This window comes from Rhodocaloribacter sp. (genome assembly GCF_056451265.1).
In genome coordinates, this window is the sequence record NZ_JBWOPL010000069.1 from 1 (window position 1) to 19,804 (window position 19,804).

The 19,804-nt window shown below is 64.0% G+C and carries 21 protein-coding genes; 12 read left to right on the plus strand and 9 right to left on the minus strand.

Annotated features, from left to right (window positions below):
- The 4 genes from AC1HIY_RS12200 to AC1HIY_RS12215 form a co-directional block, all read left to right on the plus strand.
- Positions 1–1,032, plus strand: a 1,032-nt coding sequence (locus AC1HIY_RS12200) for an AAA family ATPase (RefSeq protein WP_479577019.1), incomplete at its 5' end; no start/stop codon positions are given.
- A gap of 97 nt (positions 1,033–1,129) precedes the next feature.
- Positions 1,130–1,744 (plus strand): DUF2911 domain-containing protein, encoded by a 615-nt coding sequence (locus tag AC1HIY_RS12205; protein ID WP_479577020.1) that lies wholly within the window; start codon positions 1,130–1,132, stop codon positions 1,742–1,744.
- 173 nt (positions 1,745–1,917) lie between these two features.
- On the plus strand, positions 1,918–2,364 hold the full coding sequence (locus AC1HIY_RS12210) for a very short patch repair endonuclease (RefSeq protein ID WP_479577021.1): 447 nt from the start codon (positions 1,918–1,920) through the stop codon (positions 2,362–2,364).
- Positions 2,365–2,428: 64 nt separating this feature from the next.
- Positions 2,429–2,938, plus strand: coding sequence for a hypothetical protein (locus AC1HIY_RS12215; RefSeq protein ID WP_479577022.1), 510 nt, complete (start codon positions 2,429–2,431; stop codon positions 2,936–2,938).
- Positions 2,939–2,951: 13 nt separating this feature from the next.
- Here the strand turns inward: AC1HIY_RS12215 and AC1HIY_RS12220 are convergent, their stop codons facing one another.
- The 3 genes from AC1HIY_RS12220 to AC1HIY_RS12230 all read right to left on the minus strand — a co-directional run bounded on the left by AC1HIY_RS12220 (position 2,952) and on the right by AC1HIY_RS12230 (position 4,957).
- Positions 2,952–4,091 carry a DNA cytosine methyltransferase gene (locus AC1HIY_RS12220; RefSeq protein WP_479577023.1) on the minus strand — a complete coding sequence of 380 codons (1,140 nt, stop codon included), beginning with the start codon at positions 4,089–4,091 and terminating at the stop codon, positions 2,952–2,954.
- A complete protein-coding gene (locus AC1HIY_RS12225) occupies positions 4,088–4,330 on the minus strand; it encodes a helix-turn-helix domain-containing protein (RefSeq protein ID WP_479577024.1) in 243 nt (80 codons plus the stop codon). The genes AC1HIY_RS12220 and AC1HIY_RS12225 overlap by 4 nt, the downstream gene beginning before the upstream one ends.
- A 90-nt stretch (positions 4,331–4,420) precedes the next feature.
- Complete coding sequence (locus AC1HIY_RS12230) at positions 4,421–4,957, minus strand: hypothetical protein (RefSeq protein ID WP_479577025.1); 537 nt, start codon at positions 4,955–4,957, stop codon at positions 4,421–4,423.
- Between the two features lie 119 nt (positions 4,958–5,076).
- Here AC1HIY_RS12230 and tgt point away from each other — a divergent pair, with 119 nt between their 5' ends.
- From tgt to mgtE, 7 genes are all read left to right on the plus strand, one after another.
- Entirely contained in the window at positions 5,077–6,207 is a 1,131-nt protein-coding gene (gene tgt / locus AC1HIY_RS12235) for a tRNA guanosine(34) transglycosylase Tgt (protein WP_479577026.1), read from the plus strand.
- 199 nt (positions 6,208–6,406) lie between these two features.
- Positions 6,407–8,584, plus strand: a complete 2,178-nt coding sequence (locus tag AC1HIY_RS12240) for a sensor histidine kinase (protein WP_479577027.1) — start codon at positions 6,407–6,409, stop codon at positions 8,582–8,584.
- Positions 8,585–8,820: 236 nt separating this feature from the next.
- The gene (locus AC1HIY_RS12245) at positions 8,821–9,402 is read left to right on the plus strand and encodes a biotin transporter BioY (RefSeq protein WP_479577028.1); all 582 of its coding nucleotides are present in this window, start codon (positions 8,821–8,823) and stop codon (positions 9,400–9,402) included.
- 142 nt (positions 9,403–9,544) lie between these two features.
- Entirely contained in the window at positions 9,545–10,765 is a 1,221-nt protein-coding gene (locus AC1HIY_RS12250; RefSeq protein WP_479577029.1) for a tetratricopeptide repeat protein, read from the plus strand.
- Positions 10,766–10,904: 139 nt separating this feature from the next.
- Positions 10,905–12,002: a vWA domain-containing protein gene (locus tag AC1HIY_RS12255; RefSeq protein WP_479577030.1), complete on the plus strand. Its 1,098-nt coding sequence runs from the start codon at positions 10,905–10,907 to the stop codon at positions 12,000–12,002.
- Between the two features lie 80 nt (positions 12,003–12,082).
- Positions 12,083–12,865, plus strand: coding sequence for a 16S rRNA (adenine(1518)-N(6)/adenine(1519)-N(6))-dimethyltransferase RsmA (rsmA, locus tag AC1HIY_RS12260; protein ID WP_479577031.1), 783 nt, complete (start codon positions 12,083–12,085; stop codon positions 12,863–12,865).
- An 89-nt stretch (positions 12,866–12,954) separates the two neighbouring features.
- Entirely contained in the window at positions 12,955–14,364 is a 1,410-nt protein-coding gene (gene mgtE / locus AC1HIY_RS12265; RefSeq protein WP_479577032.1) for a magnesium transporter, read from the plus strand.
- Here the strand turns inward: mgtE and AC1HIY_RS12270 are convergent.
- The 6 genes from AC1HIY_RS12270 to murB form a co-directional block, all read right to left on the minus strand.
- The gene (locus tag AC1HIY_RS12270) at positions 14,347–14,802 is read right to left on the minus strand and encodes a DUF1499 domain-containing protein (RefSeq protein ID WP_479577033.1); all 456 of its coding nucleotides are present in this window, start codon (positions 14,800–14,802) and stop codon (positions 14,347–14,349) included. The two genes, mgtE and AC1HIY_RS12270, sit on opposite strands and share 18 nt — an antisense overlap.
- A gap of 19 nt (positions 14,803–14,821) precedes the next feature.
- The gene (locus AC1HIY_RS12275) at positions 14,822–15,214 is read right to left on the minus strand and encodes a cytochrome c maturation protein CcmE domain-containing protein (RefSeq protein WP_479577034.1); all 393 of its coding nucleotides are present in this window, start codon (positions 15,212–15,214) and stop codon (positions 14,822–14,824) included.
- Positions 15,215–15,354: 140 nt separating this feature from the next.
- On the minus strand, positions 15,355–15,633 hold the full coding sequence (locus AC1HIY_RS12280) for a CcmD family protein (RefSeq protein ID WP_479577035.1): 279 nt from the start codon (positions 15,631–15,633) through the stop codon (positions 15,355–15,357).
- Positions 15,634–15,668: 35 nt separating this feature from the next.
- On the minus strand, positions 15,669–16,391 hold the full coding sequence (gene ccsA / locus AC1HIY_RS12285; protein ID WP_479577036.1) for a cytochrome c biogenesis protein CcsA: 723 nt from the start codon (positions 16,389–16,391) through the stop codon (positions 15,669–15,671).
- A 33-nt stretch (positions 16,392–16,424) separates the two neighbouring features.
- Positions 16,425–17,096 (minus strand): heme exporter protein CcmB, encoded by a 672-nt coding sequence (locus AC1HIY_RS12290; RefSeq protein ID WP_479577037.1) that lies wholly within the window; start codon positions 17,094–17,096, stop codon positions 16,425–16,427.
- A gap of 108 nt (positions 17,097–17,204) precedes the next feature.
- Positions 17,205–18,248: a UDP-N-acetylmuramate dehydrogenase gene (gene murB / locus AC1HIY_RS12295; protein ID WP_479577038.1), complete on the minus strand. Its 1,044-nt coding sequence runs from the start codon at positions 18,246–18,248 to the stop codon at positions 17,205–17,207.
- A 319-nt stretch (positions 18,249–18,567) separates the two neighbouring features.
- On the opposite strand from murB, the gene AC1HIY_RS12300 reads away from it, so the two are divergent.
- Positions 18,568–19,404, plus strand: coding sequence for a prohibitin family protein (locus tag AC1HIY_RS12300; protein WP_479577039.1), 837 nt, complete (start codon positions 18,568–18,570; stop codon positions 19,402–19,404).
- The last annotated feature ends 400 nt before the right edge of the window (positions 19,405–19,804 follow it).

Below are 19,804 nucleotides of genomic sequence, written 5' to 3' on the forward strand. Positions count from 1 at the left end.
CGCGCCGAGGCCCGCGCCGCCGCCCTCGAACGCCTCGACGACGAACTCCGCGCCGCCGAGGCCCGCGCCGCCGCCCTCGACGACGAACTCGCCGCCGTCCGCGAGAACCGCATCGACCTCGAAGCCGCCGCCGACGCGGCGAAGGCAGCGCTCATGGAGACGAAAGCCGCCATCTCCGACCTCGAAGCGCGCCTGCGTGAACTACGGCGGGCACGCGAGCACGACATGCGCGAGGAGAGCCGCCGGGAGGTTCACCTCGCCGAGGTGCGCACCCGCGCCGAGGACCTCCTCGCCCACGTCCGGGAGGATTTCGGACGCTCCCTCCTCGATGACCCCGTCGAGATCCCGCCGGACTTCGAGGAGGCGGCGGCGCAGGAGGAAGTCAAACGTCTCCGCGACGGAATCCGGAGCATGGGGCCGGTCAATGCGCTCGCCCTCGAAGCGTATGACGAGGAAAACACGCGGCTCGAATTCCTCACCGCACAACTGAAGGATCTCGAAGACGCCGAGGCCACCCTGCTCGACACCATCGACGAGATCAACACCACCGCTTCGACGCGCTTCGCAGAGACCTTCGCAGCCATTCGCGACAACTTCCGTCGCCTCTTCGTCGAGCTTTTCGGCGAGGACGCCTCGGCGGACGTCACGCTCCGCGATCCCGGCGACCTCCTCGAATCGCCCATCGAAATCATGGCGAAGCCCCGCGGCAAACGCCCGAGCACCCTCGCGCAGCTCTCCGGCGGCGAGAAAACGCTCACGGCCATCGCGCTCCTCTTCGCCATCTACCTCGTCAAGCCCAGCCCCTTCTGCATCCTCGACGAGGTCGATGCCCCGCTCGACGACACCAACATCGACCGCTTCATGAAGCTCATCCGCTCCTTCTCGGAGACGACGCAGTTCATCCTCGTCACGCACAACAAGCGCACGATGGAGGCCGCCGACCGGATGTACGGCATCACGATGCAGGAGCACGGCGTCTCGCAGCTCGTCGGGGTCAAGTTCGATGAGGCCGTGGAGATGGCGGAACGTTGAGCCGTCCGCGCCGCGGATACAAAAAGGTCGACGGGAGGGTTCGGCTTTTCGTATGTTGGGGGTGCATCCATCGTATCCACCTGCTCCCCGAACGACCATGCTTTCCCCTGCCCTGCCCGTGCGCCGTCCGGCGCTCGTTCTCCTCCTCGCCCTCTTTTTTGCCGCGCCCGCCTTCGTCGTGGCGCAGGACCTCCATCCTTCGCGGCGGCCCAGCCCCACCGGCATCGCCAAGACGCACCTTGGCGACACGTACGTGAAGGTCGTCTACAGCCGCCCGTACGTGCGCAACCGTCAGATCTTCGGCGCGAACGACGACAGCACCACGTACCTCGTGCCGTTCGGCCGGCTCTGGCGCACCGGCGCGAACGAGGCCACGGAACTGACCACCACCGGGCCGCTTCTCGTGGACGGCCAACGCCTCGAAGCGGGGACGTATGCCCTCTTCACCGAGCCCGGCCCGACGGAGTGGGTCGTGCACTTCAGTCCGCAACTCGGTCTCGACGGCACGGGCCGCCTCGACGCCGACGGCACGTTTACGCCGAACGTCTACGACCCCGCACAGGACGTGCTCGTCGTGAAGGCGACGGTGTTTCCGCTGGAGGAGATGGTGGATCAGTTTACCATCTCCTTCGAACCCACCCCCGATGGCGCGGACCTGACGCTTCGCTGGGAGAAGACGGAAGTGCGCCTGCCCATCGCCCCGGCTTCATAGATGCGCGGCGGATGAAGGGGCGCAGGGGCGACGCACCGGGATGTATTTTTCTGTTTTTGCTCCATAAATGAGCGACCGTCCCTCGATGGGCTTGGGATGAAGGTTATGGCTATGGACAATAAGGAGAGGGTAGATCAAAGCAGAGAAGATGAAATTGAGGGAGGTGAAGAGCAGTGGATGATAGATCAGAAGAACAACGTTCTCGGACGATGGCTGCCATCAAGTCGAAGGGGACGAAACTGGAAAAACAATTCATCGAGGCTATTGAGCCGCTGGCTATAAAGGGTTTCGAATACTACCCCGAAGATATCCCGGGCAAACCCGATCTGGCGCATAGAGACAGCCGAATTGCCATTTTTGTTGATAGCTGTTATTGGCATGGTTGTCCCCAGCACTTACGGATGCCTTCATCGAATCGCGAATACTGGAGAACAAAGATTGCGCGCAACCGGCGTCGCGACAGAAAAATCAAACGCGAATTGGAAGAGATGGGTTGGAAGGTGTTGCGCATTTGGGAGCATTCAATAAAAAATCCCAGAACGCTGAAGTGGTGGGTAACGCGGATCTACAACTTGATCAACGAACGTCGAGGTTCAGGGGCACAAAACGGCGATTGTTGACAGCGTTAGACCTCGCTCCCGATATTCAAGCCGTATGCGGCTATAATTTTGATGGTCATGCCACGTGACGGAATCTAACATTCGGAAAGCAGTAGCCTTCTACAAAAAACGAATCTACGACCTTGAGAAGCAGCGTTTGCTCAGAGAATACGGTTTTCCGATAGTGGGAAGCGTGTCGTCTCAAGATTGGGAGCTTTTCGGCGCAATCCTCATGGGGGATATAAAGAGCGAAGGATACGGCTCCGATCTAACCCGACACGAGATCAAGTCAGCCGTAATGGGCAACAGTTTTGAATATCAGTACCATCGCAATCACGGAGAGGAAAAGCTCTTCGAGGACATTGAGATCGATTGGCACGTGTTCATTTCATACAGCGATGATTACAGGCATTTGGTGGTTCGACGGGTGCCTGGATCAAAAATGAAGGAGAAGTTTGAAGGTTGGCTTGAGGGATTGAGGCGTGCGTATTCCGGGCCAAATCCCCGTCAGCGATACCGCAAGAGCATCGGTTACGGGTGGGTTGTCGAGCATGGAGAGGTCATATTGCGCATCGAAGAGGGCAAGCGTGTATAAGAGATGAGATCCTTTAAGCGGCGAGCCTCTGCTTTGTCCATTCCTCGATAACCGGGTCAAGATAGTTCTCCACAATCCATTCGATAACCGGCACACAAACTGCGTCGCCGAAGCCAAACAATGCTCGATTTAAGGGCAATTCCGGCAGAATGGAGTAGTCATCGGCGCCCATGAGGCGCGCGCATTCCCGGGCGTTCAGCAGGCGCGCGTCGAATTGGCCGTATCCGGCTCTCAGAAGAATCTGGCGCGCGCTTCCGCCTTTCGGTGTGCGCAAACAACCGGCGATGCCGTCGGAGCGCAGTTCCGCAGTCGATTGACGTCGTCCCTCTCGTTCGCGCATGCGTCGAAAAACGGTTCCGTAGGACCAACGCTGTTGCGACATCATCTGATGTATAACCTTTTGATGACGCTCGAACATTTGATGGAACAGATAATCCGAGCGTTCGCGCGTCCACCAGGTTGCCTCCGGGTCTACGATTTCTTCAAGGCGAAGCGAAAGACGCGGAAGCGGAGGCAGCGGGCGAAGCGTCCAGGAAAGGTCGGGATTAGAGCGGATGTACGTTGCCACCTTTTCGGGTCGGACAAGGGCCTTTTGATTTAGGATGATCTCTTGTTCCAGCGGGTCCTGACCTTTTTCATGGAGCAGCCCGAGCATAAAGAGTCGGACGCGACTCTGGGGCACGAAATGGGCGGCATTGATGAGCAGGAGGTCTGTTGCGTAACCAAGCTCATTCAACGTTTTTAGAATAGCCCTTAAGTCCTCGCCTTTGTTGGAAGTGAGCAAACCTTCCACGTTTTCCAACATAACGAGCGGGGGGCGATGGACGCCCGCCCTTCTCAGAATATCCGCAAAACTCCAGAAGGCAGAAGACTCTCCGCTGTTGATGCCCGCGCGCGCGCCGGCGACCGAGGTGTCGGTGCACGGGAAGGAGGCATGGTAAAGCGTAACGGGAGGAATCTCTTCCGGAGCTACGTCCGCCACGTCCTTGACGTGGTAATGTCCGGGCCCAAAATGAGCCTCATACATTTGGCGTTTATCTTCACTATAGTCTACGGCGTATTTCACCGTCCATCCGGCACGCGTGAGTCCGAGACTTACCAGACCTATGCCGGCAAAAAAATCCGCCGCCGTTTTTTCCGGGGGAGTGTTCATTCGAGCGAATCCCTTTTTTCCACTATTCCATAAAGCGGACCTTCGATGCGCTTGCCTCCAATTTTCTCAATGATGCTAAGCGCAACACTGATGTATCTCGAACTGTTTCCCTTTTCAGCGGCGCTGACGTTAGACTGCGACGAGCCTATACGTTCCGCAGCTTCACGCTGACTCAGACCGGCTTCCTCTCTCACTTGGCGAGCTAAAGCCCCCAGTTCTTCAAGATTGAGGTAAAGCATACATATAGATCATTATAGTCATAATGACTATGAATAGCAAACATTGAACGAGAAAAATGCGCATGATGTTCAAACGTTTCTCCGCGTTCTTCACGCCGTCTCCTCCTCGCTCCAGATGTCGCGGCCTCCGAGATGGGCCAGGAGCCAGCGGCGATACACGTCGGCTTCCTCACGCTTGCCGGTCCACCGGGCGCGGTTGTACATGGTGAGCGCCATGAGGAGGGCGTGGTGCTGTCCCGCGCGGTCGCCCACGTTGCCGAACTGATGGTACAGCCGGTCGATGAGCGCCACGCTGCGCCGCGCCGTGGGCACGTCCTTGAAGCCGAGCCGTCCCGCGAAGAACTTCGAATAGACGTTCATCGGGTGGGAGGTGGAGGTGTAGAGGTCGAAGTACTCCGGACGGAGGTTGGCCTCCTTGAGCACCGCGCCCACGTAGCTCGGGCGCACGCCCGTGAGCATCGCCAGGTCCTCGATCTCGTGGATGCCCGCCATGTACAGCGAGAGGATCTGCTCCTTCTTCGTGGGACCGTCGTGCGTGCGTGCCGGCGCGTCGTCGTTCTCGTGTCCGACGGGCTCGTTCGGAGCGTCGCTTGCGCGTTCGGGGGCGTCGTCGGAGGGGACGGTCATGGCGGTCGGGGCGTGCGAAACACGCGCTTCGTGGGGGCGCGGAATCTTACCGGGCGGCTCGTCGTTTTCTGCTCTTTCGATGAAAGACGCGACGAATCGTTCCCCCCTGTCTGAAGCCGATGCGTTTTACGCTCCTCCATACCGATTCCGAGACGAACGCCCGCGCCGGTGTGCTGGAAACGGCCCACGGCGTCGTGGAGACGCCGATCTTTATGCCGGTGGGCACGGTCGGGAGCGTGAAGGCCGTGCAGCCGCGCGAGCTTCAGGCCGACGTGGGCGCGCAGATCATCCTCGGCAACACGTACCACCTCTATCTCCGCCCCGGCCTCGACGTGCTCGAACGGGCGGGCGGGCTGCACCGGTTCATGCAATGGCCGGGGCCGACGCTCACCGACTCGGGCGGATATCAGGTTTTCTCCCTCTCGGGTCGCCGCACCCTCTCCGAAGAAGGCGTGCGTTTCAAGAGCCATCTCGACGGTTCGTACCACGTCTTCACGCCCGAATCCGTCGTCGACATCCAGCGGAGCATCGGGGCGGACGTGATGATGGTGCTCGACGAGTGCCCGCCCGGCGACGCCTCGCTCGACTATGCCCGCACGTCGAACGAACGGACGCTCCGGTGGGCGGCCCGGTGCAAAAAACGCTTCGATGAGACCGAGGGACGATACGGGTACGAACAGGCGCTCTTCGGCATCGTGCAGGGCGTCGTGTATCCGGAGGTCCGGCGGGCCTCGGCGCGGGCGCTCGTAGACATGGACTTCCCCGGCTATGCCGTCGGCGGGCTCTCCGTGGGCGAGCCGGCCGAGCAGATGTATGCCATGGTGGAGGTCGTCCACGAGATCCTTCCGGCGCACAAGCCGCGCTATCTGATGGGCGTCGGCACGCCGGCGAACCTCGTCGAGAACGTCGCGCGCGGCATCGACATGTTCGACTGTGTGATGCCCACGCGCAACGGCCGCAACGGCATGCTCTTCACCACCGAGGGCATCCTCAACATGCGCAACCGAAAATGGCGCACCGACTTCTCTCCCCTCGATCCGGGCCTCGACGGGTACGTCTCGCAGACGTTCACGAAAGCATACGTGCGTCACCTCTTCATCTCGGGCGAGATCCTCGGGCTTCAGATCGCCTCGCTCCAGAACCTGTCGTTCTACCTGTGGCTGATGAAAGAGGCGCGTCGGGCCATTGTGGAGGGGAGGTTTCGGTCGTGGAAAGAGGAGATGCTCCCGCGCATCAGCCGACGGCTGTGAGGCCTCCGGCGGTTCGTTGGAAGCGGGGTGGGGTTGCGCGGGGGCCAATATTGAAAAAAGCGTCGTACCTTAGCCGCGCGGGGGCAGGTGGAGCAAAATCGCCGGCGGGGCGTCCCATTCGAGCGCCGCATGGCTATGGAGAGGGGAAGCGGCCCGTTGTCATCTATCGAATTACGGAAAGGGCTTGGGGGCTTCGGACGTGCATAACAACGCTTTCGAGCGTCTGTGGCGGTGGCTCTCCGTCGGAGCGGCGGTGGCGCTCGTCACGGTGGCGGCGTTCGGGTGCGGGCGGGAGGCGCCCCGGCGCGCCGTGGACGGCGTGCTCGATCTGCGCTCGGCCTCCTTCGACGGCGTGTTCACCCTTCAGGGCGAATGGCGCGCGCGCGCGGGCGTCGACAGCATCGCCTTCGCCGACTTCGACTATGACGACGCTCGCTGGCAGCCGGTCGAGGCGCCGGGGACGTTCCGGAAGCAGGGTTTCCCCGAGGACGGCCTCGTGTGGTATCGGCTGCGCCTGCGCCTGCCGCCGGATGCGCCGCCGCTGAAGGGGTTTGTGCTCTATGCGAACACGGCGTACACGCTCTATGCCGCGCGGCCCGGCGCGCCGCCGCAGGCAGTGGCTCGAAGCGGAGTCGCGGACCGTTCGCCGGCGCGGCTCGTGCGCAGCCGCCACGCGGTCGCCTTCGACCTGCCGAGGGCGCCGGAGGTGGTGCTCGCCTGGAAGGTGGCCAACCATGCCTTTCGCGACGGCGGGCCGTTTCATCCCATCGAGCTCGGCGCGGCCTCCGTGATCGACGGCATGCTTCGGTGGCGCACGGCCCTGGCCTTCACCGCCTTCGGGCTGTATCTGCTTCTGAGCCTGCTGTTTCTCTTTTACTGGGGCTGGCGGAGAGACGACCTTCGGGCGCTTTCCGTCGGGCTGGTGGCCATGGTGATGGCCGTCAACACGCTGACCACCTCCGGGATGCTGGATGCGCTCATGCCCGAGGCGCTCGGTTTCGGGCTGCGGATCACCCTGGAAGGGGTGAGTTACCTCTTGCTCAACGGGCTCTTCGCGCTGGTGTTGATGGCGTTTTTGCCGCAGGAGTTCGTGACGGTGTCCATCGGTCCGTTGCGCCTCGGCACACCGTCGGAAAAGGGGCGGGCGGATGGGCTGCGCACCTTTTTCACGGTGTCGGCGCTGCTGGCGATGGTCGAGAGCCTGGTGCTGACGTCGGCGGCGCTGGCGGGTTCGCCGCTGGTCACGTCGTACCTGATGGCGGTCAATCGGTGGGCGGCGCTGGCGCTGATGATCCCGGCGACGGGCATCGTGGTGCATGCGATGTGGCGTCGGCGTCCGATGGTCGGACTCTTTGCGCTGGGGTTTGCGCTGGCGCTCATCGGGGGCGTGCACGACATCCTTCTGGCAATGGGGCATTTGTCCGGGCATCCCTACCTCGCGGCCTATCTCTTCGTCGGCTTCATGCTCTTTCAGGGCTACGTGATCGTGCGGGGCAACGTGCTGGCGCAACGCAAGGCGCTCACGCTCCAGGAAGCGGTAGAGCAGCGCTCGAAAAAGTTGCGGGCCGCCGTCATTGCCATGCAGGCTTCGAAGATGGCCGAGGGGCAGTTCCTCGCCGCCGTCAGCCACGAGCTGCGGACGCCGCTGGCCTCGATCCTCGGCTATACGCAAATGCTCGAAAGCGAACTCAACGATCGCCTCGAACCCCAGCATCGTGAGTTTCTCCAGACGATCCGCGTCAGCGCCGAACGGCTGCTCCTGCTCATCAACGACATCCTCGACCTGGCCCGGCTCGATGCCGGAAAGGTGGAGTTGCGGCCCTCGCTGCTCGAAGTGCGCCCGCTCGTCGAGGAGGTGATGCGGCAACTCTACCCGCTGGCCGTGCAGAAACAGCTTTTCTTCGAAACCCGCTTCGAGGAGGGCGTCGCGTACGTCTACGCCGATGCGATGCGGCTGCGGCAGGTGCTGGTCAACCTCCTCTCGAACGCCGTCAAATTCACCGAGCGCGGAGGCGTCACGCTGCACGCAGCCCCCGCCCGGCTCGGCGATCATCCGGCGGTGGCCCTCTCCGTGCACGACACCGGCCCCGGCATCTCGCCCGACTTTCTGCCGCGCATCTTCGATCGCTTCACCCAGGAGGATCGGCTCTCCGGCAAGCATCAGGGCAGCGGCCTCGGACTGACCATCACGCGCGAACTGACGCTGCGCATGGGCGGGCACATCACGGTCGAAAGCGAACGCGACCGGGGCTCGACCTTCACCGTCGTCCTGCCCGCCGCCCCTCCGCCGCAAGCCGATGGGGAGGCTCCCGAAGACAGGCAGTCAGGCGTCGGCGAACGCAAAGGCGACCGGGACCCGCAGGGCAAGGCGCCGTGAACGGAGGGCCGGATTGTGAGAATCGTGTGGTTTCCCGAAAGGGACGGGGCAGTGGATTTTCCGGCGGCGTATCTTTATGCTGGACGTCGGACCGTAGGGCGTATTTTCGCAGCGCGTAAGGTTGCCTTGTCGACACGATACGCGCCGCGAAGGGCGAAAGCGTGCCTCCGGCATGCACGGCTCCGAACCATTTTGGAGACGACGACAGTTTTCGGATCACAGAACGCTACAGAGCTATGGCGACGCTTCTCTCTCTTCACTCTCCCCGTGTGGCCGCCGTCGATGGGTTGCGGCAGGAACGTGCTTCGGCGGCGCTTCAGGTGCTCGGCATCGTCGGTTTCGCCGTGCTGACCGCGCTCGGCGCGCAGGTGCGCGTCTACCTGTGGGAGGTGCCCTTCACGTTGCAGACGCTCGCCATTTACGGCAGCGGCCTTTTCCTCGGATGGCGGAACGGGATGCTGGCCCAGCTGCTCTACCTCGCGCTCGGCCTTTTCCTCCCCGTCTACGCCGGTGATACCTTCGGCCCGGCCTACCTCTTCGGCGCGGCGACGGCGGGCTATCTGCTGGCTGCTCCGCTGGTTGCGGCGGTCGTGGGGCTGGCCTCGAAGCGGTGGAACGCGCTCCCGGGCAGCGTCCTCTCGATGATCGGCGGCTCGCTCGTACTCTTCACCTGCGGCGTCGTCTGGCTCCATTTCGCCGCCGGGCATGCCACGTGGTTCGAGTCCCTCGAGAAGGGGTGGCTGCGTTTCATCCCGGTGGATCTGGCGAAGATCCTCTTCGTCGGTCTCGTCTATACGGGCACGCGGCGGCTGCGCTGAGCTCGCGCGCACCGGAGGCCTGGACCCGAAGCGTCGCTTTCGCAGAAGGCGGCGCTTTTTTTACGTGCAAACGTTCGGGATGGGCGCGGGAATTGCTCCATGCGGAAGAGGAACAGCCTTTTGAGGGGCCTGTATGAGCACTATGGCTTCGCAAGGAACGATAGGGGTACGGCTTCGCCGCGCCGTGTGGGGAGGGATGCTGGCGCTGGCGCTCGTCGCAGGAGCGCGGGGGCAGACCCCGGCGGCGGCGGTGCGTCTGGAGACCGACGTCCGGTATCCTTCGGCGCTCGACGATCCGCGCGTGCAGACGCTCGGCGAGGAAGGGCTGGACCTGCTCTACAATATGAAGTTGTCCGAGGCCGGCGCCGTCTTCGACCGCATCGAGGCGCTCTATCCGGAGCATCCCATCGGGCCGTTCCTCAAAGGACTCGTCATCTGGTGGAAAATCCTGCCCGACCTCCACAATGAATCCCACGACGACGCCTTCTTCGATCAGATGAAGGTGGTCATCAAGCGGAGCGACCGTCTGCTCAAACGGGAGAAGGACAACTTCGACGCGATGTTTTTCAAGGGCGCGGCGCTCGGCTTCCGGGGGCGGTTGCTCTCCAACCGGGGCGAGTGGCTCAAGGCGGCGCGCGACGGCAAGGCGGCGATGGATTACGTCTTTCGCATTGCCGAGCGCGACACCTCCAACGCCGACTTCGTCTTCGGGATGGGCGTCTATGACTATTTTGCCGATATGGTGCCGAAGAAGTATCCGGTGGTCAAGCCGGTGATGCTCTTCTTCCCCGACGGCAATCGGGAACGCGGGTTGCGCGAGCTCCGGCGCACGGCCGAAGAGGGGCGTTTCATCCGCACGGAGGCCGTCTATTTCCTCTTGCAGATCCATTTCCTGTACGAGCCGGATTTTGGGAAAAGCCTCGAATATGCACGGCTTCTCCGCGCGTGGCATCCGGACAACCCGTTCTTCCATGCCATCGAGGCGCGGGTGTATGCGCAGTGGGGTCGGTGGCGGGAGGCGCAGCGCATCTACGGCGAGGTGCTTCGGCGCTACCGCGAGGGCCGGCCGGGCTATACGGACGCCATCGTCGCACAGGCGCTCTATTACCTCGGGCGCGGGGCCATGACGTCCCATCGGTACGAGGAAGCGCTCGAGTATCTGACCGAGCTCGAAACGATCACGGCGCGCGCGAAGCGGGACTCGTTCTTCAAGGTGCTCGGCCGGCTGCGTCAGGGGATGGTCCTCGACGCGCTGGGGCGGCGCGAGGAGGCCGTCGCGCGGTACCGGCAGGTGCTCAAGATGAAGGACTGGGCCGACGCCCACGACCGGGCGCGGAAGTATCTGAAGACGCCCTACGGATGACGGGCCTGGATGGCGACCCGGCACGGTCACCTCGCTCAAGGACGGCGGACGCCGCGGAAAAGGCCCCGACCCCTTTTTCCGAACCCGACCGCCGACGCGGCGTAGCATAAGCGCTCTCAATCACCCCAACCCGCCGGCCATGTTTCTCCGTTATACCGAGTGGGATGATCAGCGCCACGGACGGGCGGTCTCGACCTTCGAGCAGCTTTTCGAACTGTTCCAACAGCTGCTTCAGCACACCGCCGGCGACGCGGCCGAAGCGCTGCACTGGCTCACGCAACTCGACGAGCGGTACGGGCTCTCGGACGAGGAGATGGGCATCGGCGACTTCATCGAAGAACTGAAGCGGCGCGGCTATCTCCGGGAGAACGAGCGGGGCGCCCTGCAGATCACGGCGCGCACCGAACGAACCCTCCGCCGGCGTTCGCTCGAAGAAATCTTCTCCCGCCTTCGGAAAGGAGACCGGGGACGCCACAAAACGCCCTATGCCGGCATGGGCGACGAACGCCTGCCCGAGACGCGGCGCTGGCAGTTCGGCGACGACCCCCATCTGCTCGACGTCACCGGAACGCTCTCGAATGCCTTCCGACGCTCGGGCATCGACCAGTGGAACCTCCGCGAAGACGACTTCGAGGTGCACGAGACCGACCATCGCACCAGTATGGCGACGGCGCTCATGATCGACCTCTCGCACTCGATGGTGCTCTATGGCGAGGACCGCATCACTCCGGCGCGCAAAACGGCGATGGCGCTCGCCGAGCTGATCCTGACGCGCTATCCCAAAGACACGCTCGACATCGTCGCCTTCGGCAACGACGCCTGGGAGGTCGCCGTCAAGGACCTGCCGTACCTGAACGTCGGGCCGTACTATACGAACACCCGCGCCGGACTCCAGCGCGCCCGCGACCTCCTGCGCCGCCGGAAGAACCGGAACAAGCAGATCTTCATGATCACCGACGGCAAACCGAGTTGCCACATCGAGTACGGGCGGATGTACCGAAACGCGTTCGGACTCGACCGCCGCATCGTCAACAAGGTGCTCGACGAGGCCGTCATGTGTCGCCGCGAGGGCATCACCATCACCACGTTCATGATCGCGCGCGACCCTTATCTGCAGGATTTCGTGCGTCGGCTCACCGAAGCCAACCGGGGCCGCGCCTATTTTTCCGCGCTCGACGACCTCGGCTCGTTCATCTTCGAAGACTATGTCCGCAACCGGCGGAAACGGCTTCGATAGGCAGCGCCCGCATCCTGTGATTCCCCGCCCGAACCGTTCGCTTCCGAACGCGCCCGCCGAACCTTGTTTTCCCCGAATTGATGTCCATCCGACCCAAGAAAAGCCTCGGCCAGAATTTTCTCACCGATCCGAACGTGGCGCGTAAGATCGTCGGGGCGCTTCGGGCGGAGGCGGGTGCGCCCGTGGTGGAGATCGGTCCGGGGCAGGGTGCGCTGACGGGGTTGTTGTGGGAACGCTTTCCGAAGCTGACGGCCCTCGAGGTAGACGCGCGCGCGGTGGCGCTGCTCCGGGAGCGCTTCCCCGGCCTCGACGTGCGTCATGCCGACGTGCTGGCCGTCGATTGGAACGCGCTGGCGGAGGAGAAAGGCGGCCCGTTGCACGTGATCGGCAATCTGCCCTACCACATCACCAGCCCGATTCTCTTCGGTCTCCTCGATGCGCACACATGCGTGCGCGAGGCGGTCCTGATGATGCAACTCGAAGTGGCGCAGCGTCTCGTGGCCGTCCCGCGCACCAAAGCCTACGGCATCCTTAGCGTTGCCGTGCAACTCTATGCACAGCCGGAACTGCTCTTCCGCGTCTCGAAAAATGTCTTCTTCCCGAAACCGGATGTGACGAGCGCGGTTGTACGGCTGGACTTCTCTCAAGCGCGTGCGGCGGCGCCGGACGTCGATCCGGCTTTCTTGCGGCAGGTGGTGCGCACGGCTTTCAATCAACGTCGCAAAACCCTGCGCAACAGCCTGAGCCTGTGGACGAGGGGGGCCGGCGCGACGCTTCCTCACGATTGGGACCGGCGCCGGGCCGAAGAACTCACCCCCGAGGCATTCGTCGAACTGGCGCGCTATCTTCAGGCTTTTCGCTAGGCAATGCGGCTTGCCGGGCGATGCCGCGGGCACGCCGCGTAGGAGGACGCCCCCGGTGGTCCACACACCCATGATCCAGGAGACCCGAGATGACACAGCGCGAAGTGATGGAAGAACAGGCGCGCGCCCCGGGCACGTTCGACCTGGACAATGAGCTGGTGGAGGACCTCGAGGCGCTGATCGAGGCGGGCGAGCGCGGGATGGTGCTCAACATCGTGGCCGATCTCCACGCCGCCGACCTGGCGCTCCTCCTGAGCCACCTCCCCTTCGATGACGCCCAAAAGCTTTTCCGGTGGCTGCCCGTGGAGCAGGCCGCCGAGGTGGTGGCCGAACTCGACGACGATTTCCGCGCCGAACTGCTCGAAGAAGAGCCCACACATCGCCTCTCGGCGATGATCGACGAGCTCGAAAGCGACGACGCCGCCGACGTGCTCGCCGACCTGCCCGAAGAGGTGGCGCAGGAGGTGCTGCCCACCCTCGAAGACGCCGAGGACGTTCAGGAACTGCTCGGCTATGAAGAGGACACCGCCGGCGGTCTCATGGCCCGGGAATACGTGGCCGTGCCGATGGCGTGGACCGTCGCGGAAGCGATCGAAGAAGTGCGTCGCCACGCTGATGCCGTCGATGATCTCTATGGCGTCTTCGTCGTCGACGACGAAGGGCGGCTCAAGGGCATCGTCTCTCTGAAGCAACTTCTGGTTTCACCGTCCCGGGCCCGCATCGCCGACGTCATGGACCCCGACGTGGAGGCCGTCACCGCGGGGATCGACCAGGAGGAGGTGGCGCGTCTGATGGAGCGGTACGACCTCGTCTCGCTCCCCGTCGTCGACGACCAGGGCCGGCTGATCGGGCGCATCACCATCGACGACGTGGTGGACGTGATCCGGGAGGAGGCCGAGGAGGACATTCAGCGCATGAGCGGCGTCGCCGGCGGCGAGGAGCCTACGGACTCGGTCCTGCGCGTGGTGCAGGGACGTCTGCCCTGGATTCTGGCGGGCATGGTCGGCTCCGGGGTGGCGGCTTTCATCATCGGGTATTTCTCGGGCGCGTTGCAGGCCGTGCCCGTGCTCGCGAGCTTCATCCCCATCGTGATGGCGACGGCCGGGAACGCGGGCGTGCAAAGCTCGGCCATCGCCGTGCAGGGGCTGGCCTCCGGAGACATCTGGTCGAGCGACATCTACCGCCGGCTGGGACGTGAACTGCTCGTCGGACTGCTGAACGGACTGGCGGCGGCCGTCGTGATGGGGCTGATCATCATCCTCGTGGGCATGATCGTTCCCGACCGGATCGAACGGCCGTTCCTGCTGGTGTTGACGGCGGGGACGGCGCTCATCATCGTGATCGTGATGGCCACCATCATCGGGGCCACCATCCCGCTCGTGCTCGACCGTCTCGGCGTCGATCCGGCCATCGCCACCGGGCCGTTCATCACCGGGAGCAACGACATCCTGGGCACGCTCGTCTTCTTCTGGCTGGCGACGCTATTGTACCTCGGCTAGCCGTTCGCCGAGCGCTTCGAGGAAGCGCCGAACGCGTCGCCCGTTGACGCCGAAGTCGCTGTAGCCGGTGCGGCTGGCGCTGCGGAGGTGCAGGACGCTGCCGTCGGCCTGCGGCGTCACCCGGATCGCCAGGTCGTCTTTGAAGGGTCCCACACGGAAGACGGCGTCGAGGCTGCGGGCGGAGGGGTCTCCGGTCACGGTGTGGGGTGAGAGGGCTTCGAGCGCGGCGCGGGCCGAGGCGAAGAGCGCGTCGGGGCCGGCGGCAAAGACACGCGTGAGGCGCACGCAGTTCGGCGACGAGGGACACGGCGGAAGCGGGTTGGCAGGGCCTTCGTCGGAAGGAAAGTCGGCGCGGTCGGTGGTCATCATGCGCGACCCGGCGAGGAGGCCGGCGCCGGCGAGCGTCAGCGCGGCGAGGATGCGAAGCGGCCTTCTCATGTGCGATCGGCGCGCGAGGTCAGGGCATCGACGTCTTTTGCAGGTCGCGGGTGTCGTTGTACTTCGACGGGCACTTGACCAGAATGTGCTCGGCCACGAAGGCGTCGTCCCGGGCATAGCCGTCGATCACGAGGCGCTCGGCGTCTTCGAAGTTGGCCGGCTTCGGGTTGGCGTAATGCACCAGGCGCACGTTGCCCAGCTCATCGCGCATATAGAAGCTGAACAGGTTCCGGGCGGGATCGTACCGGGCGGGTCGGTCCTTCACCCAGGCGCCCACCACGTGCGCCCTGGCGCCCGCCTCGGCCGCTTCGGCGAAGTTCATGTAACCGCCGACCTGCTGGCCGAAGTTCATAAAGAGCACCGAGGTGAACCCTACGAGCAAAAGCAAACCGATGATCGTCTTCTTCTTCATGGCGATAGGATAGGGTTGTGCGCTTGATCTCGATAATAGCGGCAGGACGGTCTCTCGATCCCTGTATCGGCCGTTCGTTTCAACACTTTCACGGTTGGCGCCTGGTCCGTCGGTGGGGCAGGACCGTCTTCGAGCACATTTTAGAGCTCGTCGGGCTCCTCTGGAATGCATGCCTCGACGGTTCGTTCCAGAGCGTCGATCTTGCGGTCGGTGCGGAAAAGGAACACCATGAGGCCGAGCCAGATGATGAGCACGACGGCCAGCACCACGTAGATCTTGTCCTGCGCGAGCATGACCTGTTCGAGCGCCGAGGCCGGCTTTTCGGGCTGCGCGGTGTTGGCCCAGATGCTGTCGTACGGAGCGGCCTGTTGCCGGGCCTGTTCGACTTCCTGCGGGGTGTACAGAAGGTGGATCGTCATGAGCGTTTGGGGTGCGTGATGCAGAGCGGAACGGGCTAAAACTCGGGATCGCCCTGCAGGCGTTTCTTCAGCACGGCCAGTCGGACGCGCTGGGTGTAGAGGACCCAGAAAAGGCCGATAAAGCCCAGGACGGCGGCATAAAAGATCGGACGCATTGCCGGGGCCAGGTCGGTTTCGCTGAAGGCGGGGTTGCCTTCCGCGCCGGGGTGGAGGCTGTGCATCTGGCGCGGCACGATGTAGAGCAGGAACGGCACGGTGGCCGCTGCGAAGAGGTTGTACACCGCCGCGATCCGGCCCCGTCGCCTCGGCTCGTCGACGGCGGTGCGAAGCACGAAGTACGCGCCGTAGATGAGCAGTTGCACGGCGGCCATCGTCTGCCGCGGGTCGAAGTTCCACCAGATGCCGGCGCCGGCATACCACGTGAAGCGCGCCCATACGATGCCGGTGATCAGGCCCATCAGCCCGAAGGCAAAGCCCACACGGGCCGCCTGGAGGGCGCGGATGTCGCGGAGGGAGTTGCCCGTGCGGAGGAACTGGAGCGAGTGGTAGGCCGAGACGAAGACCGCCGTCATCATGGTGAACCACATCGGCACGTGGAAGTACAGGTTGCGCGCCGTGTGTTCGAGGATGTTCAGGCGCGGGATGTCGCGGAGGAAGGCCGCCACGATCATCACCGTCAGCCATAGCGCCACCACGTTGCGCACGAGGCGATAGCGTCGCACGTTGACCGCAGCCGCGGGGGTTGACGTGTCACTCATAGCTCGGCGGGGATTGAAGATGAAAAGCAGGTTTCAGTCGTTCCAGACGTAGTCGAACAGGAGCACGGAGACGGTGATGACGACGCCGGCAAACCCGAAGAGGGTGAGCAGTTCATCGCCGGCCTCGTTCCAGCCGTTGCCCATCGGGAGGGCCGCCTGTGTGGCGCTGACGACCGACAGCAAAAGCGGCACGAGCAGCGGAAACAGCAAAACGGGCAAAAGCGGCCCTTTGTTCGCCGCCCGCGCGATGATGGCCGCCAGGAGGGTGGTCGCTCCGGAGAGGCCGAGCGCTCCGAGCGCCAGCGTGCTCAGAAGCAGCCCCGGCGCGCGCGCGTCCACGCGAAGGAGCAGCATGAACGCCCCGAGCGCAACGATGTTCACCCCGAGGATGAGCAGGAAGTTGAACAAAAGCTTGCCCGCGTAGACCATGCTCGGGCGCGTGTTGAGTTGAAGCAACAGCACCGTCCCGCGTTCCTCTTCGCTGATGAACGAGCGCCCCAGCCCGACCGCCGCGGAAAACAGGATCACCACCCAGAGCAGCGCGCCCTGCACACGCGTGCTCACGGCCGTCTCCCCGATGCCGAAAGCCACCAGAAACAGCGACGAGAGCACGAACATCAACAGCATGTTGACGGCGTACCGGTTGCGTAACTCCAGCCGGAGGTCTTTCTCGAAGACCGCCCATGCGCCATAGAGCCAGTTCATCGGGTGCGGGTCCGGAAAAAGAGAGGCGTTGCGGGTTCTCGCAAAATCGGGCGCGCGGCGGCCATTCTCAAACGGAAGGTTTGTCGCAGGCCGCTTTCCGCAGGCAATTCACGCGAGCGTGGGGCGGTCCGTGTCCGTCGCGGGGCGCGCGGGGGCGGCGTCGCTCCGCACCGGCGGCTCCGTGCTCGGCGGGAGAAACGCGCCGACGAAGGCGATCTCCGGCTCCAGCCGGTAGCCCGTCTCCCGCTCGACGACGGCCTGCACGTGGGCGATCAGCGCGCGCACGTCGGCGGCGGTGGCCCCGCCCCGGTTGACGATGATGTTCGCATGGCGTCGGGAGACTTCCGCCCCGCCGATGCGCACGCCCTTGAGCCCGCACCGGTCGATGAGGCGGCCCGCACCGATGCCCTCGATCTTCTTGAAGATGGAGCCGGCGCTCGGCTCGGTGTCGAGCGGGGGATGACGCTCGGCTCGCCACGCCAGGTTCGCCGCCATGACCGCGCGCATGCGGGCCTCGTCGCCGGGCGCGAGGCGGAACGTGGCCGAGAGCACCACGTCGTCGCGGGTGTGGAGGATGGAACGGTCGTAGCCGAAGTCGAAGTAGTCCACGCCGACGGTTCGGCGCTCGCCCTCCTCGGTGAGCAATTCGGCCGCCAGAAGGACCTCTTCGATGAACATCGTGCGGGAGCGGTCCGGGGAAAGGAAGTGGAGGTTCTGCCACAGCGCGCCGCCGACGGTCGAAGGGATGCCCACGTAATGCTCGAGCCCCGAGAGACCCGCGCCGACGGCGGCCTCGATCACGTCCGGGTAGACGACGGCCCCGCCGTCGGCCCGCAGGCGATGCGTTTCGGGGAAGACGCGGATCGCGCGCGCGGCGTTGCGGACGACGAGGCCCCGGAAGCCGCCGTCGCCCACGAGGATGTTCGCGCCCATGCCGAGGAGGAAGTACGGAAGACCGACGCGGCGCGCAGCGGTGATGACGCGCGCGAGTTCGCCGGGCGTGCGGGCCTCGAAGAAAAGGTCCGCCGGGCCGCCGATGCGGAACGTGGTGAAGGGCGCCAGCGGCACGTCGCGGCGAAGACGGCGGGGCGCCGCCGCTTCGGCAAGCGCCGCGACGACGGCGGGGGCGAGGGGCGTGGTCTCAGGCGTCATCATCGGGGATGTATGCGAAAAATCGTGGAGGGTGAGGGCGGAAAAATCGTCGGTATGAGGCCCCATAACGAAACGGACGTTGTCCTTGTTGCCACGCAACTTTCGCGCTACCTTGGCCGTTGTGAGAGACGATACCTCACTTTTATGAAACGGTTGGGGCCGATCATGCCGGGCTGCACGATGCGTCTTTCGTAAGGGCGCATTGCGTTCACAAACGCAAGCTTGACGCGATGCGCAATACGCGCCACCTCTCATGCTCGACCGCGGTCCCTGACAAACCGTCTCCACAGGCTGAATCCTCACCAGACCCCTTTTTGATATGGCAACCAATAATTACCCCAACCTGACCCGTGCGGCTGCCCGTGCGGGTATGGCCGTGCTCATCTTCATCATCGTCGCCGTGCTGGCGGGTGGATGCATGACGACTTCGATCAAGTCCGGGCAAGCGGGGGTCAAATACAGCATCTTCGGCGGAACGGACCTGAGCCAGACCTACGGTGAAGGGCTTCAGATCCACGCGCCGTGGGTGGATGTGATCCGATACGACGTGCGTGTGGAAGAGAAGCTCGAATCGATGGAGGTCCTTTCCTCGAACGGCCTCTCCATCGGCACCGACGTCTCGATCCGGTGGCGGCCGGAGTTGAGCAACCTGCCGCAGTTGCACACCACGTACGGCACGGACTATTACCGCAAGCTGATCCAGCCCGAACTCCGGAGCGCCGTGCGCGAAGTGGTGGGGCAATACACACCCGAAGAGTTGTATTCGAGCAAACGCACCGAGCTTCAGGGGCAGATCTACGACCGCGTGAAAGATCGCGTGGCGAGCCAGTTCATCACCATCGATGCCGTGCTCATCCGCGACGTGCGCCTGCCCGAGCAGATCAAAGTCGCCATCGAAAACAAGCTCAAGGAAGAGCAGGAGGCGGAACGGTACGAGTTTACCATCCAGAAAGAGAGCCTGGAGGCGCAGCGGAAACGCATCGAGGCCGAGGGGGAAGCCGAGTATCAGCGGATCATCACGCAGAGCCTCTCGCCGCAGTTTCTCCGCTTCAAGGGCATCGAGGCCACGAAGGAACTCGCCGGCTCGCCCAACGCCAAGGTGATCGTCATCGGGAGCGGGAAGGACGGACTGCCCATCATTCTCGGCGGGCAGTGAGCGCCCCGGCGTACATGACCAACCTCAACCTTTGACACGCGAGGCCCGTCCCCCCGGACGGGCCTCGTTTTTTGGGGGGAGCGCTCGTGAGGCCGCCGGAAGGCACGTGCGGTTCGTTCACACCGGTTTTTCGACGGCTCGACGGCAAAGTGCGGGGGAAAGACAGATATTGCGCTAAGATTAATCCGGTAAGGTTTTGCGTCGAGACGCGGTTCGTTTCCGGGAGCGAAAACGTCATGTTCGGTCTGTCGAGATATGCGGGGGTTCGGTGGGCGGCGGCGCTACTGCTGTGCGGCGTGGCGGCGGCCCGTCCCGCTTTCGCGCAGCCGGAGGGGGATCTCCGGGCGGCCGAGGCGCTCGTGCGGCGGGCGTTCGAGGCGGGGCAGGCGGCGTCTCCCGG